At 31.3% G+C, this 15,466-nt stretch carries 11 protein-coding genes; 7 read left to right on the top strand and 4 right to left on the bottom strand.

Features of this window, described 5'->3' with window-relative positions; translation table 11 throughout:
* Positions 1-7 precede the first annotated feature (7 nt).
* Together J2W95_RS05660 and tsaD are read right to left on the bottom strand one after the other, a co-directional pair.
* Positions 8-715 (bottom strand): 16S rRNA (uracil(1498)-N(3))-methyltransferase, encoded by a 708-nt coding sequence (locus J2W95_RS05660; RefSeq protein ID WP_310004830.1) that lies wholly within the window; start codon positions 713-715, stop codon positions 8-10.
* Positions 716-718: 3 nt separating this feature from the next.
* On the bottom strand, positions 719-1,741 hold the full coding sequence (gene tsaD, locus J2W95_RS05655) for a tRNA (adenosine(37)-N6)-threonylcarbamoyltransferase complex transferase subunit TsaD (protein ID WP_310004828.1): 1,023 nt from the start codon (positions 1,739-1,741) through the stop codon (positions 719-721).
* 268 nt (positions 1,742-2,009) lie between these two features.
* On the opposite strand from tsaD, the gene J2W95_RS05650 reads away from it, so the two are divergent.
* The 5 genes from J2W95_RS05650 to J2W95_RS05630 all read left to right on the top strand — a co-directional run bounded on the left by J2W95_RS05650 (position 2,010) and on the right by J2W95_RS05630 (position 10,116).
* Positions 2,010-6,389 carry a translocation/assembly module TamB domain-containing protein gene (locus J2W95_RS05650; RefSeq protein WP_310004827.1) on the top strand — a complete coding sequence of 1,460 codons (4,380 nt, stop codon included), beginning with the start codon at positions 2,010-2,012 and terminating at the stop codon, positions 6,387-6,389.
* Between the two features lie 328 nt (positions 6,390-6,717).
* Positions 6,718-7,704: a 6-phosphofructokinase gene (gene pfkA, locus J2W95_RS05645; protein ID WP_310004825.1), complete on the top strand. Its 987-nt coding sequence runs from the start codon at positions 6,718-6,720 to the stop codon at positions 7,702-7,704.
* A 48-nt stretch (positions 7,705-7,752) separates the two neighbouring features.
* Entirely contained in the window at positions 7,753-8,757 is a 1,005-nt protein-coding gene (gap, locus tag J2W95_RS05640) for a type I glyceraldehyde-3-phosphate dehydrogenase (RefSeq protein ID WP_310004823.1), read from the top strand.
* A gap of 128 nt (positions 8,758-8,885) precedes the next feature.
* Complete coding sequence (locus tag J2W95_RS05635) at positions 8,886-9,737, top strand: N-acetylglucosamine kinase (RefSeq protein WP_310004821.1); 852 nt, start codon at positions 8,886-8,888, stop codon at positions 9,735-9,737.
* A 4-nt stretch (positions 9,738-9,741) separates the two neighbouring features.
* On the top strand, positions 9,742-10,116 hold the full coding sequence (locus J2W95_RS05630; protein ID WP_310004819.1) for a methylglyoxal synthase: 375 nt from the start codon (positions 9,742-9,744) through the stop codon (positions 10,114-10,116).
* Here the strand turns inward: J2W95_RS05630 and J2W95_RS05625 are convergent.
* Both J2W95_RS05625 and J2W95_RS05620 read right to left on the bottom strand, forming a co-directional pair.
* The gene (locus J2W95_RS05625) at positions 10,097-10,477 is read right to left on the bottom strand and encodes a RidA family protein (RefSeq protein WP_310004818.1); all 381 of its coding nucleotides are present in this window, start codon (positions 10,475-10,477) and stop codon (positions 10,097-10,099) included. The two genes, J2W95_RS05630 and J2W95_RS05625, sit on opposite strands and share 20 nt — an antisense overlap.
* Positions 10,478-10,498: 21 nt before the next feature.
* Entirely contained in the window at positions 10,499-13,330 is a 2,832-nt protein-coding gene (locus tag J2W95_RS05620; RefSeq protein WP_409025116.1) for a putative LPS assembly protein LptD, read from the bottom strand.
* Here J2W95_RS05620 and J2W95_RS05615 point away from each other — a divergent pair.
* Positions 13,300-14,451: an N-acetylmuramoyl-L-alanine amidase family protein gene (locus J2W95_RS05615; protein ID WP_310004814.1), complete on the top strand. Its 1,152-nt coding sequence runs from the start codon at positions 13,300-13,302 to the stop codon at positions 14,449-14,451. The genes J2W95_RS05620 and J2W95_RS05615 overlap by 31 nt on opposite strands.
* Before the next feature lie 55 nt (positions 14,452-14,506).
* Positions 14,507-15,466, top strand: a complete 960-nt coding sequence (locus J2W95_RS05610; RefSeq protein WP_310004812.1) for an MlaD family protein — start codon at positions 14,507-14,509, stop codon at positions 15,464-15,466.

The raw sequence follows: 15,466 nt of genomic DNA, 5'->3' as shown, positions 1-15,466 counted from the left end.
TTAAAATCTAATCTTCATTAATAAAAACCACACTGTGACAGGCAACTATAGCAGCAGTTTCTGTTCGTAGTCTGGTTTCGCCCAAAGAAACAGGAATGTAATTATTTTCTAAAGCCAATTCGATTTCTTTATTAGAAAAATCACCTTCAGGACCAATTAAAATTGTGTAGTCTGTTTTGGCTTTAAGTATTGATTTTAGAGATTTTTTATTTGTCTCTTCGCAATGTGCTATTAATTTTTCTCCTACTTTTTCTCTTTTTATAAATTCTTTCAACGAAATGGCAGGATTCAATTTTGGAAGATACATTTGATTGCATTGTTTCATTGCTGAAAGAATGATTTTTTCAAATCTTTCGGGATTTATTATTTTTCTTTCAGAACGATCACAAATAATTGGAGTGATTTCGTAGATTCCAATTTCTGTCGCTTTTTCAAGAAACCATTCGTAACGATCGTTCATTTTTGTAGGGGCAACCGCAAGATGTAGTTTTTGTTTTGGAGCTTCAGTTTCTGTAATTTCCAAAATTTGAACAGTACATTTATTGTCTGAAGCTAATGTGATTTCAGTTTTAAATAAAAAACCTAAGCCATTAGTTACAAACAATATATCGCTATCTTTTTTACGTAATACTTTAATTATGTGTTTGCTTTCTTCTTTATCAAAAGAAAAGGTTTCGGTAGTTTCGTTTATTGCTGGGTTATAAAATAATTGCATAATTTAAAATTGTATTCGTGCTTTTGAAACAACTTCTGCTGTTTCAAATTTTTGGGATAAAAACTTTTGATAACCTACAATTCCAATCATTGCAGCATTGTCGGTGGTGTATTCAAATTTTGGAATATATGTTTTCCAACCGTATTTTGTTTCTGTTTCTTTCAAAGTATTTCGTATTCCAGAATTAGCCGAAACACCACCACCAATTGCAATTTGCTTGATGCCGGTTTCTTTTACGGCCATTTTTAATTTATCCATCAATATTTCTATAATTGTGTATTGTATGGAAGCACAGATGTCATTTAAGTTTTCTTCTATGAATTCAGGTTTTTCAATTTTTTTCTTTTGAATAAAATATAGAATAGCTGTTTTTAAACCAGAAAAACTAAAATCCAATCCTGGAACTTTTGGCTTTGTAAAAGGAAAAGCTTTTGGATTCCCTAATTGGGCATATTTATCAACCAAAGGGCCGCCTGGGTAGGGAAGTCCAAGAATTTTGGCACTTTTATCAAATGCTTCTCCAACTGCATCGTCAGTAGTTTCACCAATGATTGTTAAATCAAAAAAATCATCAACCCTAACAATTTGGGTGTGTCCACCACTTATTGTTAATGCCAAAAAAGGAAAACTAGGTTTGTCAAAACCTTTTTCATCAATAAAATGAGCTAGAATATGTGCATGCATATGGTTTACAGCGATAAGAGGTATTTGCAGAGCCAATGCCATAGATTTTGCAAATGAACTTCCAACTAAAAGAGATCCCATAAGTCCGGGGCCTTGTGTGAAAGCAATAGCCGATAATTGTTCTTTTTTGATATTGGCTTTTTTTAATGCAGCTTCTATTACCGGAACTATATTTTGTTGATGCGCACGAGAAGCAAGTTCAGGTACAACGCCTCCGTATTGATTATGAATTAACTGATTGGCAACAACATTTGACAGTACTTTTTCGTTACATAATACTGCTGCTGCAGTATCATCGCACGAACTTTCGATGGCAAGTATATAAACCTCTGGAATTTGCATAGAAACAGATGAATTTTGAAGTATATTTGATGGATTACTATAAAAACAGTATTTTTACAGCTGTGCCAAAATTAAAGATTTTTTAGTTAAGGTATTACCATTTCTAAAGGCAAATTATTTATTTGTACTAAAAAAACAAAAAGCGACTCTTATCAAAAAGATTAAAAAAATAGTATTTCGCAGTCTACTAGGACTAATTTTACTTTTGTTAGTACTTTTTATAGCCCTTGGTTTGCCTTTTGTTCAAACTAAGCTAGCTCAGTATTTCATGAGAAGTATCAATGATGATTATGGGCTTCACATGAATATTGATGAAGTACAGCTTACTCTTTTTGGTGGTGTAAAACTTAAAAAAGTATTGATTATTGATCATCATAAAGATACCTTGATTTATGTTAAAAGATTGAATACATCATTTTTAGGTGCCAAAAAGATTTTAGATGGGGATGTTATTTTTGGAGATTTGGCGATGAATGGTGTTCTGTTTAATTTAAAAACCTATAAAAACGAGAAGAAGACCAACCTGGATTATTTTGTAGATGCTTTTGGTCCTCCCAGTAAAACACCTTCCAAGAAACATTTCTTATTGACCGCTACAAAGATTGATTTGTCGAACGGTCGATTTGTTTTGATTGATGAAAATCTCGAAACGAAGAAACCTGTTGATTTTACTAGATTAAACTTATCGGTTACCAATTTTAAAGTATATGGCCCTGAAGTGTATGCCAATATTCAGAAAATGTCTTTTTTAGATCATAGAGGACTGTTTGTTAAAAACTTGAAAGGAAATTATAGTTTTACCCAACAGCACATGATATTGGATAAAATGGAAATTGAAACCAAAGAATCCAGTATTAAAGGTTATGCTGCTTTGAATTATGAGATTGAGGATTTCTCCGATTTTGTAAATAAAGTAGAGTTTGATGTTAAGTTAAAATCAGCAAAACTATCCTCCAATGATATTCGTTATTTTTATAATGAATTAGGTAAACATCAATATTTTAAGCTTAAATCACATATTACAGGACCTTTAAATAATTTGAAATTTCTTGATTTATATCTAAAAGATAATAGAGGTACAAAAATCATCGGTTTTATAAATTTTAAAAACCTTTTAGGAACAAAAGACCAAAAATTCTATATGAATGGGAAGTTTGATCAATTGAATGCTAACTATGATGACTTAGTAAGTATATTGCCGAATGTTTTAGGTAAAAAGTTGCCAATAATCTTAAAGAAATTTGGTAATATTTCTTTAGTTGGAAACACCCAAGTTACAACAACTTCTATTCACGCAAATCTTGCTGCAAATACAGCTTTGGGGGCTGTAAAATCAAAATTTATTATCAATAATATGGATCAAAGCGACAAGGCTGCTTATGTTGGTTATATTGTTTTGAATGATTTCAATATTGGTAATTTATTAGATAATAAAGATTTGTCTAAAATAAGTTTAAATATTGATGTTGATGGCCACGGTTTTTCTGAAAAGTATTTGAATACTTCATTAAAAGGGATTGTTTCAAGTATTGCTTATAATGGATATAATTATAAAAATGTTGCTGTAAATGGTAATTTCAAATTACCTATATACAAAGGATCTATTGTTGTAAATGATCCTAATCTGAAGATGAATTTTGATGGATTGGTAGATTTAAGCAAAAAAGAAAGCCAATACGATTTTCAGATCAAAATTGACAAGGCCGAATTGAATGAATTGAATTTTGTAAAAGATTCAGTTTCTCAGTTCGAAGGGGATATTATTGTAGATGTACAGGGAAATTCTATTGATAATATGCACGGTAATGTCTATGTCAATAATGCGACGTATGTCAATTCTACAAGTACTTATCAGTTTAATGATTTTAATCTAAATTCGAGTTTTGACGATGAAAGAATTCGAACTATAAAAATAGCAGCTCCCGATATTACCAATGGTACAATTGTAGGAAAGTATAAGTTTTCTGAATTACAAGGGTTGATTTCGAATTCGTTGGGGAGTCTATATACGAATTACAATCCTGTAGCGGTTAAAAAAGGGCAGTTTTTGAAGTTTAATTTTGAAGTCTACAATAAGATAGTTGAAGTTTTTTTTCCTGAAATAAAGTTAAGTGAAAATACAGTTGTAAAAGGAAATATTAATTCTGATAATAATGAATTTAAATTCAATTTTAATTCTCCAAGTATAAAAGTAGCCGATAATTCTTTTGATAATATTAAGATTTCAATTGATAATAAAAACCCTTTATATAATGCTTATATTGAGTTGGACAGTATTAAAACTAAAAGGTATAAGATCCGCGATTTTAGTTTAATAAATGTTACTTCAAAAGATACTTTGTTTTTTAGAACTGAGTTTAAAGGAGGTTCAAAAGGAGAGGACTATTTTAATCTGGATTTATACCACACCATTAATAAAGAAGATAAAAATGTAATTGGATTCAGTAAATCAGAAATTAAATTAAAAAATAGTTTGTGGTTTATGAACGAGTCAAATCTATCAAATAATCGTCTAATTTTTGATAAAAAATTGACTGAATTTAAACTAGATGACTTTATACTTTCCAATAAAGAACAAGAAATAAAGTTAGATGGAGAGTTCAAAGGAAATTCTTATAAAGATATTAATGTTGAATTTAAGAATTTCGACATTAATGCATTGACCTCTGCTCAAGAGAGTTTTGCTATTTATGGGAATTTAAATGGTAAAATTAATTACAATCAAAATAAACAGGTTTATAAACCAACGGCTTCATTACGGATTGATAGTTTGAAGGTTAATGATCATGATTTAGGAATTCTAAATTTTGATATAAAAGGTGATGAAAATTTTAGAAAATTTACTCTGTTTTCTACTATTGAAAACAAAAATATTGAGTCATTTAGTGCCGATGGAAGTTTTGAGATAGTAAACAAAGAAACATTATTTGATTTAAATCTAAAATTTGATCAATTTAATTTGGCAACATTAAGTTCGTTGGGAGGAGATGTAATTTCAAATATAAGAGGTTTGGTATCAGGAAATGCGACCATTGGTGGTTCTGTGAGCAAACCAGATGTAAATGGGCGTTTATTTGTTAATGGAGGAGGATTGGCAATACCTTACCTTAATGTTGATTATGCATTAAAAGATAAAACGATTATAGATCTTACAGGTGAAAAATTTCTATTTAGAAATAACACTTTGATAGATACAAAATATAACACTACAGGAACCTTAAATGGAGTAGTTGAGCATAAGAATTTTTCTGATTGGAAATTGGATTTAGCTATTAATTCCAAAAGACTTCTTGTGCTAGATACAAAAGACAGTGAAGATGCTGCTTATTTTGGAACAGCATTTATTAACGGAATTGCAACAATAAAAGGGCCTGCAAATGGTTTGTTTATTAAAGTTGATGCAAAATCTGAAAAGGGATCTACTCTTAAAATACCGATTAATAGTGCGGAAAGTGTTAGTGAAAACAGTTTCATTCATTTTATAACCCCGAAAGAAAAATTCAATTTACAAAAAGGGATTGTTGATAAATCAAAGAATTATAATGGTCTTGAATTAGAGTTTGATCTCGAGATCAATCCTAACGCAGAGGTTGAAGTTATTTTAGACAGAAATTCGGGACATGGAATGAAAGGCCGTGGAAATGGAACACTTTTGTTTAAAATTAATACACTTGGTGCTTTTAATATGTGGGGGGATTTCTTGCCTTATGATGGTACATATAATTTTAAATATGGTGGATTAATTGATAAAAAATTCAAAGTTAGAAAAGGAGGATCTATTATTTGGGAAGGAAATCCAATGAAAGCTCAACTGAATCTGGAAGCGGTTTATAAAACATCAGCAAATCCTGCTTTGTTATTAGAAAATTCAAGTGTAAATAAAAAGGTTGATGTTGAAGTTATTATTGGTCTTCGTGGTGATTTAACCCGACCAGAGCCTGAGTTTATGATCGATTTCCCTACTACTACCAGTGTTTTAAAATCAGAACTACAAACTGAATTAGCTGATAAAAATATTAGAGAAACCCAAGCTTTGTATTTATTGTCAACAGGAAGTTTTTTGGGTAAAGATGGGTCAAGTCAGGCAGTTGCTTCAAGTGCTTATGAAACAGCTTCTAGTATTCTTGGAAGTATAGTTCAATCAAATAATGATAAATTTGAAATGAATTTTAATGTTGTCTCACCAGATAATAGACCAAGTACTCAAACAGATGGTAGAGTCGAAGCTATTGTTTCTTCTAAAGTTAATGAAAGAATCACGATAAATGGTAAGATTGGAGTTCCATTTGGAGGTGTTAATGAATCTGCAATTGTTGGAGCTGTTGATATTAAATACAGAGTAAATGATGATGGGTCCTTTAATTTCCATGTCTTTAATAAAGAAAATGATTTAAATTATATCGGACAAGATATTGGTTATACTCAAGGTGCTGGTATTACTTATGAGGTGGATTTTGACACTTTTAGAGAGTTGGTCGATAAAATGTTTAGAAGTAATAAGCTAAAAAAAGAAAAACAATCCAATACAAAAGTTGATAACTCAGATTCTAATTTAAATCCTGATTTTATTAATTTTACAAAACCCAAAGAACCTAGTTCTGAAAAACCAAAGGTTAATCAAGATGCTGTGCTTCCTGAAGAGGATTAGTTATAAGTGTTTGTTTAACAGGTGGTTTGTGTTTGCTTGTTGCTTTTGATAAAAACGATGCCCCTTATCGTTTGTTTTGCATCTTTAATTATTTAAAGTTTTATTAAATTTTCTCGTTTTTTCTCTTTTGTTGAAAATCTGGCCTGAAATTTGTTAAGAGGAAGATGTTAATAGATACTGTTTGAAAAAAAATCGAAAAAGAGTTTTTTTTAATTGTGAAAACTTATCAACGAAAACGTTTGAATTTCGATGATTTTATTAAAATGTTAGAAAGGTGCCCAAAAATGTATTCGATATTTGCTAAATTTACACTTTAATACTTAAAAAAATGTCAAAAACAATAAAAAAGATAGGTGTACTTACCTCTGGGGGAGATTCTCCAGGAATGAATGCCGCTATTCGTTCTGTTGTACGAACATGTGCTTTTCATAATATAGGATGTGTTGGTATTTATAGAGGATATCAAGGAATGATTGAAGGGGATTTTAAGGAAATGGGACCCCGAAGTGTAAATAATATAGTAAATAAAGGAGGGACTATTTTAAAATCAGCACGATCAATGGATTTTAAGACTCCAGAAGGACGTGAAAAAGCATATAATAATTTAGTTAAAGCAGGAGTTGATGCTTTAGTAGTAATTGGTGGTGATGGTTCTTTTACTGGAGCATTATTATTTAATTCTGAATATAATTTTCCTGTAATTGGAATTCCAGGAACTATTGATAATGACATTTTTGGTACAAGCCATACTTTGGGTTATGATACCGCTTTAAATACGGTTGTTGATGTAATTGATAAAATTCGTGATACAGCAAGTTCTCATAATAGATTATTTCTTATCGAGGTAATGGGGCGTGATGCAGGTCATATAGCCTTGAATGCTGGAATTGGAGCTGGTGCTGAAGAAATTCTTATACCAGAGGAAGATTTAGGATTGGATCGTTTGTTAGACTCTTTACGAAAAAGTAAAGCTGCTGGAAAATCTTCAAGTATTGTTGTTATTGCTGAAGGTGATAAAATAGGAAAAACTGTTTTTGAACTAAAAGATTATGTTGAATCTAATTTCCCTGAATATGATGTTCGTGTATCCGTTTTAGGACACATGCAGCGTGGTGGTGCTCCATCTTGTTTTGATAGAGTTTTGGCCAGTCGATTAGGAGTGAAAGCCGTTGAAAGTTTATTGGAAGGTAAATCAAATTTTATGGTTGGTTTATTGTGTGATAAAATTGCACTTACACCTTTGGAACAAGCAATAAAAGGGCATAGTGAAATAGATATGGAATTGCTACGCGTTTCTGATATCATGTCAATTTAAAGAAAAAAGAAAAAATAAAGTAGAAAAAAATAATTTAAATTTAATACAATGTCAAAAGTAAAATTAGGAATAAACGGATTTGGTAGAATTGGAAGAATTGTTTTTAGAGAATCTTTCAATAGAGATAACATAGAAGTAGTAGCAATTAATGATTTGCTAGATGTAGATCACTTAGCTTATTTATTAAAATATGATTCAGTTCACGGTCGTTTTGACGGAACTGTAGAAGTAAAAGAAGGAAAACTTTTTGTAAACGGAAGAAATATTCGTATCACTGCAGAAAGAAATCCAGCTGATTTAAAATGGAATGAAGTTGATGTTGATGTAGTTGCTGAATGTACAGGTATCTTTACAACTATTGAGACTGCAAATGAGCATATCAAAGGTGGTGCAAAAAAAGTAATTATTTCTGCTCCTTCTGCTGATGCTCCTATGTTTGTTATGGGTGTAAACCACGAAACTGCAAAAGCATCTGATTTAGTTGTTTCTAATGCTTCATGTACTACAAACTGTTTAGCTCCATTAGCTAAAGTTATTCACGATAATTTTGGAATTGTTGAGGCTTTGATGACAACTGTTCACGCAACAACTTCAACTCAAATGACAGCTGATGGACCTTCTAGAAAAGACTGGAGAGGTGGACGTGCAGCAAGCATAAATATCATTCCTTCTTCAACTGGAGCTGCTAAAGCTGTTGGAAAAGTTATTCCAGAATTGAATGGTAAGTTAACAGGTATGGCTTTCCGTGTTCCTACTGCTGACGTTTCTACAGTTGATTTAACTGTAAAAGTTGCTAAAGAGACTTCTTACGAAGAAATCATGGCTGTTTTGAAAAATGCTTCTGAAACTACAATGAAAGGTATTTTAGGATATACTGAAGATGCAGTTGTATCTCAAGATTTTATTTCTGACAAAAGAACTTCAATCATTGATGCTACTGCAGGAATTGGATTAAATTCTACTTTCTTCAAATTGGTATCTTGGTATGATAACGAGTATGGTTATTCAAGTAAATTAATTGACTTGGCTGTACATATTTCTTCATTAAAATAAATTTATAATTTTACAAAATCCCATTAATTGCACTTAATGGGATTTTTGTTTTTTTTGTTCAATTAAATATTGTCTAAAAATTGTATTTAAAATGAAGAACAAAAATCATAACTAATAAAATAAGTAATATGAAATTAATAGTTGATAGTGGTTCTACTAAAGCAGATTGGATTGCAATAGATGATGATGGAAAAGTTATGTTTACCACACAAACTTTAGGTTTAAATCCTGAAATTCTTGATAAAAATGAAATTCTAGATCGTTTAAATGATCGTTTTGATATATCACAAAATAAAAAATTAGCCACCCATTTATTTTTCTATGGTGCTGGTTGCGGAACTGATAGAATGAAAATTTTTCTTTCTCAAGTTTTTAAAGAATATTTTCCGAATGCGATTGTAGTTGTTGAAGAAGATACTTATGCAGCAGTTTTTGCGACTACTCCAAAAGGGGAAAAAGCGATTGTTAGTATATTAGGAACTGGTTCGAACTGTAGTTATTTTGACGGTAAAGTTTTAGAACAAAGAGTGCAGTCATTAGGTTATATTGTAATGGATGATTGTAGCGGAAATGTTTTTGGAAAAAGATTAATTAGAAAATACTATTTTAACAAAATGCCTAAAGAATTAGCTCAAGTTTTGGAAAAAGAGTATGATGTTGATCCTGATTATATCAAAAATAAATTATATAAAGAGCCAAATCCAAACGCCTATCTTGCCACTTTTGCAAAATTTTTAATTCAGCATAAAGAACACGAATTTTGTAGAAAAATAATTTTTAAAGAAATGAAATCTTTTATTAAAAATTATATCCAGCAATTTGAAAATTGTAAAGAAGTACCTGTGCATTTTGTAGGCTCAATTGCTTTTTATCTAAAAGATGAATTAGCTGAAATTTTTGAAAAATACGAATTACAGTTGGGCAATGTGTTAAGAAGACCTATCGATGGGTTGATAGCTTATCATATAGCAAATAAGTAATTATATGGAAATAGCAATTATTGCTCATGACGGAAAAAAAGAAGATATTGTTAAGTTTCTAATTAAAAACCGTGAGGTGTTACAGCAAGAAAAAATTCAGTTTATTGCAACAGGAACAACGGGAGGAAGAGCGGAAGATGCAGGTTTTAAAACTAGAAGAATGCTTTCCGGTCCATTAGGAGGTGACGCCCAAATTGCTGGAAGAGTTGCTGAAGGCAAAACACAAATGGTTTTGTTTTTTAAGGACCCTCTTTCAAGTCATCCGCATGAAGCTGATGTTAATATGCTTATACGTGTTTGTGATGTGCATAATGTGCCGTTGGCGACTAATGAAGCAACAGCACAATTGTTGATTAATGCTATAGCACTGCAATCATAGATATTTCTACATTTACATTTTTTGGCAAACAAGCCACTTGAACCGTTTCACGAGCTGGAGCGGTTTTTTCATTAAAATAAGATCCGTAAACAGTATTAATACTTCCAAAATCATTCATATTCATGATGAAAATGGTAGTTTTAACCACGTTTTCAAAAGTCATTCCAGCTGCCTCGAGAACGGCTTTCATGTTTTCCATCACCTGTTTGGTTTCCATTTCAATATTGTCTACTACCAATTCCATTGTTGCTGGATTCAGCGCAATTTGACCAGAAGTGTATAAGGTGTTTCCTTTTAATACCGCTTGATTATAAGGTCCAATTGGAGCAGGGGCTTTTTCGGTATAAATTATTGTTTTCATAACTATGTATTTAAAGTTAATCTATTGATTGGTAAGGTTTCTTTTTTCCCATTTAATATCACTAAGAATTCCGGATTTAATTCCGATGTAAAAATTCCAGCTCGCATTGTCTCCAAATGGCGTCCAGTTAAAATCCATTCTCCAGCTCATCAAATCCCTTTCAAAACGCAATTGTGTAAAGGTAACACCATGTTGAACAAAATCATATCCTGTAGAAATTCCTGCTTTCCATTTAGGTGTTAAATCGGTATTTGCAGAAACCATGATAGAATTTCCTATTATTTTTTTCTCTCTATTATTGTTACCATAAGTTAAGGAATATGCAAATGTCATGTCCCATGGTAATTTTGATCTAAAGAATTCTGTAACGGCGTCTTCTCCTTGGTCTTCGTCGTCAAATTGACTGTTTCTTACACTTCCAACATCAATATCTGAACCAAATAAATCATCTTCTCGACCTCCATTTCTTTTTCCTTGAGAGTTTTTCTTTTCTTTTTTACTATCTGAACTAGAAAGAGAATAATTCATAGTCAAATTGGCACTTGTCATTCTAAAAAGACTTCCTCCATTATTGATGTTGTAAACATCTATTCTATTCCCTGAGTTGTCAATTGCGTATGGATCCAATGTAGCTCCAAAATTCGCACTCAATTTATTGTCGAAAAATTGAGTTCCACCACTTACTCTTACCGGCGACCAGGCAAGTTCTGTGGCGTCAAAATTATAACTCGTTGATAAGTTTAAATTGTTAAGCAGCATTATTTTCTTAGGCTCAGTTTTGGTACTATCCTTATCTGCTACTTTTGCTTCAAATGTGTTACTAAGATTAAAACCAACAAAATTGGAACTATTCATACCTGGAGCGCCGTACATACCTCCTTCAAATCGAGTGTAGTCTTTTTGCATAGTACCACTGCCATCTGTTGCATAGGTGTCATAATATTTCTCAAAACTTGGAGTGTAACTATGTGAAATTGCAGGACGCATAACGTGTCGAATGGATTTTATCATTTTGTCTTCCCCAAAATTGAATGTACCGTAAATTGTTGTTCCAACGCTAGTAGAAGAAGAATATGTTCTAAATGAGTCAAAACCTTTTACATCGGTGGTAACAACAGTACTTAAATTATCATCATACTGTTTGTTGATTGTGTTAAAATACCAAACTTCTTCATAATTTAATGAAGACGAAACACTAAAATATTTGAAAATTTTGAAATTGGTACTCAATGGGATAGTATGTTGGAAACCAATTTCAGCATCTCGGAACATTTCGGGTTTAAAAAACAATGAATCTGTTGTAATGAAGCTATTTTTTCCGTTTAAATTGTATTGTAAGTTAATGTTTTTGAATATCCCTTTTTTTGCGCCATCATTTATAGCAAATGGATAAATACGATCTAAGCTAAATTGTAGCGTAGGGAGTGTCATATTAATCGCTTTTGTATTCGTGTTTTGGGAATGTGTCGCAGTTAGTGATATTCTGCTTTCTGGAACTGTATGGAATACTGTGCTATACGATATGGAGGAACTCAATGTGTTATTTAATGAGGAACCAACATTGACTTGATTTATTGTTTCTTTGAAATATTCACTACTTCCTAAATTCACAGAAGCTGAAAAAGTGGAATTTGGATTGGCTTTCGAATCTTGAGAATGCGACCATTGAATGTTGTAAATTTTGGTTTTCGAATAATCAGGATATCCTCTTTCACTGATAATATTGTTTTCAAATCTAATATTAACATTTCCTTGATAATTGTATCTATTGGCATAAGATGATTGTACACTTACACCATAACTTCCGTTCGTGTAGTAATCACCTAATAGGGTTAAATTATAATGGTCACTTAAAGCAAAATAATATCCTCCATTTTGAAGAGAGAAACCTTTATCGTTGGAATCATTATAGGAAGGCAGTATGATTCCCGAAGTACTGGTTTCTTTTGAAAGAGGAAAATAAGCGAAAGGCAAAAATAATGGAGTAGGTACTCCAGCAATTACCATGTTGGTAAAACCTGTAACTATTTTTTTTCCTGGAATAAATTTTATTTTATTAGTTTGAAAATAATATTCAGGATTGTCTACATCTTTGGAAGTAGTAAATCGAGCCCCTTTTAGGAAATATACTGAATCATTTTCTTTTTTTGTGATGGCTGCTTTTACGTTGAATTCTCCTTGAGAAGATCGAGAATTCCAGATTAACGCTTTTTTAGTTTTAAAATTAAAACGGATTGAATCAGGCTCGATAACATTTGAACCTTGTTTGAAATTTGGAAATTGAGTATAATTACCAAGAGAATCTTTTATTCTTCCGGCATAAACTTCATTTTTTTCATAATCCATTACAATAATACCCGATTTTAATTCAACATCTTGGTAGTATAATTCGGCTTTGTCATATAAAGTAATGAGCTTCTTTTTTTGTTCAATCTTTGTGTATTTTTCCGCTTTGTATTTTACCTTGCCATTAAGAGCGTTTTTTTTAACCTTAATAGTGTCTAGTTTAACGGTGTCAGCAGGGGTTTCAGCCAAAGAATTTTTAATGCTATCTTCTTGAATTGGTTTCTTAACTTCTTGTTTATTAGACGGAATTGCTGTTTGTTTCTTTTTTATATCTTGTGAATACAAATTAGAACATCCTAAAGATAGGAAAATTGATAGTAAAACGATATTAAATAAGTTTGTATGCAAAGGTTTAAATGCTATTTTTGTAAAATGAAGACTCGAATATTCGCGAGCCAAAATTACTATATTTTTTTGGCAAAAATAATCAAAACATAAATTTATAACGGAAGTCTTATAATTAAATTTACTATTAGATGTATATATCAAAAAAAATAAAAATTGCATTTACATTTTTATTAGTGATGTTGGCAGCCGATTCTTATAGCCAATCCAATGATTTTAAAGTTACTTTAGATGCTGGCCACGGAGGTCATGACTTTGGTGCGAATTATAACGGACGGATTGAGAAAAATATTGCATTGGCCATTGTTTTAAAAGTTGGTAAAATTTTGGAATCATATTCCAAAATTGATGTTATATATACTAGAAAAACGGATGTTTTTATAGATTTGATAGAGCGTGCCAATATTGCCAATAGAGCAGATTCTCATATTTTTGTTTCTATACACTTGAATGCCAATAAAAACACTGCTGCAGATGGTACAGAAACCTATGTGATGGGTATGAATAAAATTGCATCAAATCTTGAAGCTGCAAAAAAGGAGAATGCCGTAATCACAATGGAAAAGGATTATAAACAAAAATACGAAGGTTTTGATCCAAATTCTCCAGAAACTATGATTGGTATGACTTTAATGCAAGAAGAATATTTAGAGAATAGCATTTCTTTAGCAGGTAAGGTAGAAGATGAATTTGCAAAATTAGGCAAGAAATTAAGACATGGTGGTGTGAAGCAAGCTCCTTTTATGGTTTTGCATAAAGCGTATATGCCTAGGGTTTTGGTTGAAACTGGTTTTATATCAAATCCTGTTGAAGGTGATTTGTTAAATTCAGAAGATGGACAAAATGATATCGCTAGAGCTATTGCTAATGCAATAATCAGTTATAAATATGATTTTTTTGGAGATGGGGGAGCAGAAACTTTTGGAGAAAAGCCTTCTCAAATCCTTAAAGAAAATCCTGTAAAAAGTTCAGAAACTCCTGAGGTTAATAAACCAGATGTAAACAAAGGAATTATTAAAAAAGATACTCTAGGTTCAATTTATAAAATTCAGCTTTCAGCTAGTAAAAAAAAATTAGCATTGGAACCTAAAAATTTTAAAGGTTTGCAAAATGTAAAACTTGTTTATGAAGATAATATTTATAAATATCTGTACGGAGAAACCTCCGATTATGAAAGTGCTAAGAACCAATTAAGTGAGGTGAAATCCAAAGGATATGATTCTGCTTTTTTAATTGCTTTCAAAAATGGAAAAAAAGTAAGTATTCAGGAAGCAATCAAATAATACTAATAAATTCGAATATTTTATATTAAATTTGCCCATTAAAAAAACGAAAATTTTGAAAATTACAAGAGAAATAAAAACTGCTATTTTAGTTATTACCTCAATTTTATTATTCCTCTGGGGCTACAGTTTTTTAAAAGGAAAAGACCTTTTTAATAGTTATAAAACTTTTTATGTTGAATATGCAAACGTAGAGGGGCTGACACCTTCTGCTCTAGTAACAATCAATGGTCTAAGCATTGGAAAAGTGAAAACCATAGCGATTCGTGAAAATGGATCTTTGTTGGTTGAATTGCAAATTGATACTGACTTTCCAATATCGAAATCAAGTACAGCCTCTATTTATGACGCCAGTCTTATTGGTGGTAAACAAGTTGCTATTCACCATAATTTTAATGACAAAATTATCGCCGAAGACGGGGATTATTTGAATGGAAATATTGAACCTAGCCTAATGACTTCATTAGGTGATAAAGCTGCTCCAGTTATGGCTAAAATAGAAAAATTAATGACTAGTGCCGATCAGTTGGTGACTAGCTTTAATTCTGTTTTAGATGCAAAAGGGCAAGCAGATTTAAAAAAGAGTTTAGCAGAACTTAGTGCTACTATGGAAGAATTCCATAAAGTAGCTGCAAATGCTAATGGAATTTTGGATGAAAACAGAGGGCAGTTGAAAGGTGTTGTTTCAAATTTCAATAAAGTTTCTGATAATTTTGTAAAAATTTCAGACTCATTAAATAAAGCAGATTTAGGGAAGACAGTTAGAAACTTGAATACAACATTAAGCAAAGTTGATGGCTTAATGAAAGATTTAGAATCTGGAAAAGGAACTATGGGTAAATTATTGAAAGACGAAGCTTTATATGCAAACTTGGAAAAAACTTCCAAAGAGTTAGAATTGCTTTTGCAGGATGTGAGATTAAATCCAACCCGATATGTAAATGTTTCTGTTTTTGGTAAGAAAAACAAACCATATGTTGCTCCAAACGATTCTATAACAAAAGTTAAAAACTAG

The sequence above is a fragment of the Flavobacterium granuli genome, from assembly GCF_031456055.1.
GTDB classification, from domain to species: Bacteria; Bacteroidota; Bacteroidia; order Flavobacteriales; family Flavobacteriaceae; genus Flavobacterium; species Flavobacterium granuli_A.
This window is presented reverse-complemented; position numbering and strand designations above follow the sequence as displayed.

Excerpts from the sequence above, each read along its gene's own strand:
- gap (WP_310004823.1), top strand. The coding sequence starts at position 7,753 with ATGTCAAAAGTAAAATTAGGAATAAACGGATTTGGTAGAATTGGAAGA.
- J2W95_RS05615 (WP_310004814.1), top strand. The coding sequence starts at position 13,300 with ATGTATATATCAAAAAAAATAAAAATTGCATTTACATTTTTATTAGTG.
- J2W95_RS05620 (WP_409025116.1), bottom strand. The coding sequence starts at position 13,330 with ATGCAATTTTTATTTTTTTTGATATATACATCTAATAGTAAATTTAAT.
- J2W95_RS05635 (WP_310004821.1), top strand. The coding sequence starts at position 8,886 with ATGAAATTAATAGTTGATAGTGGTTCTACTAAAGCAGATTGGATTGCA.
- pfkA (WP_310004825.1), top strand. The coding sequence starts at position 6,718 with ATGTCAAAAACAATAAAAAAGATAGGTGTACTTACCTCTGGGGGAGAT.
- tsaD (WP_310004828.1), bottom strand. The coding sequence starts at position 1,741 with ATGCAAATTCCAGAGGTTTATATACTTGCCATCGAAAGTTCGTGCGAT.
- J2W95_RS05660 (WP_310004830.1), bottom strand. The coding sequence starts at position 715 with ATGCAATTATTTTATAACCCAGCAATAAACGAAACTACCGAAACCTTT.
- J2W95_RS05630 (WP_310004819.1), top strand. The coding sequence starts at position 9,742 with ATGGAAATAGCAATTATTGCTCATGACGGAAAAAAAGAAGATATTGTT.
- J2W95_RS05650 (WP_310004827.1), top strand. The coding sequence starts at position 2,010 with ATGAGAAGTATCAATGATGATTATGGGCTTCACATGAATATTGATGAA.
- J2W95_RS05625 (WP_310004818.1), bottom strand. The coding sequence starts at position 10,477 with ATGAAAACAATAATTTATACCGAAAAAGCCCCTGCTCCAATTGGACCT.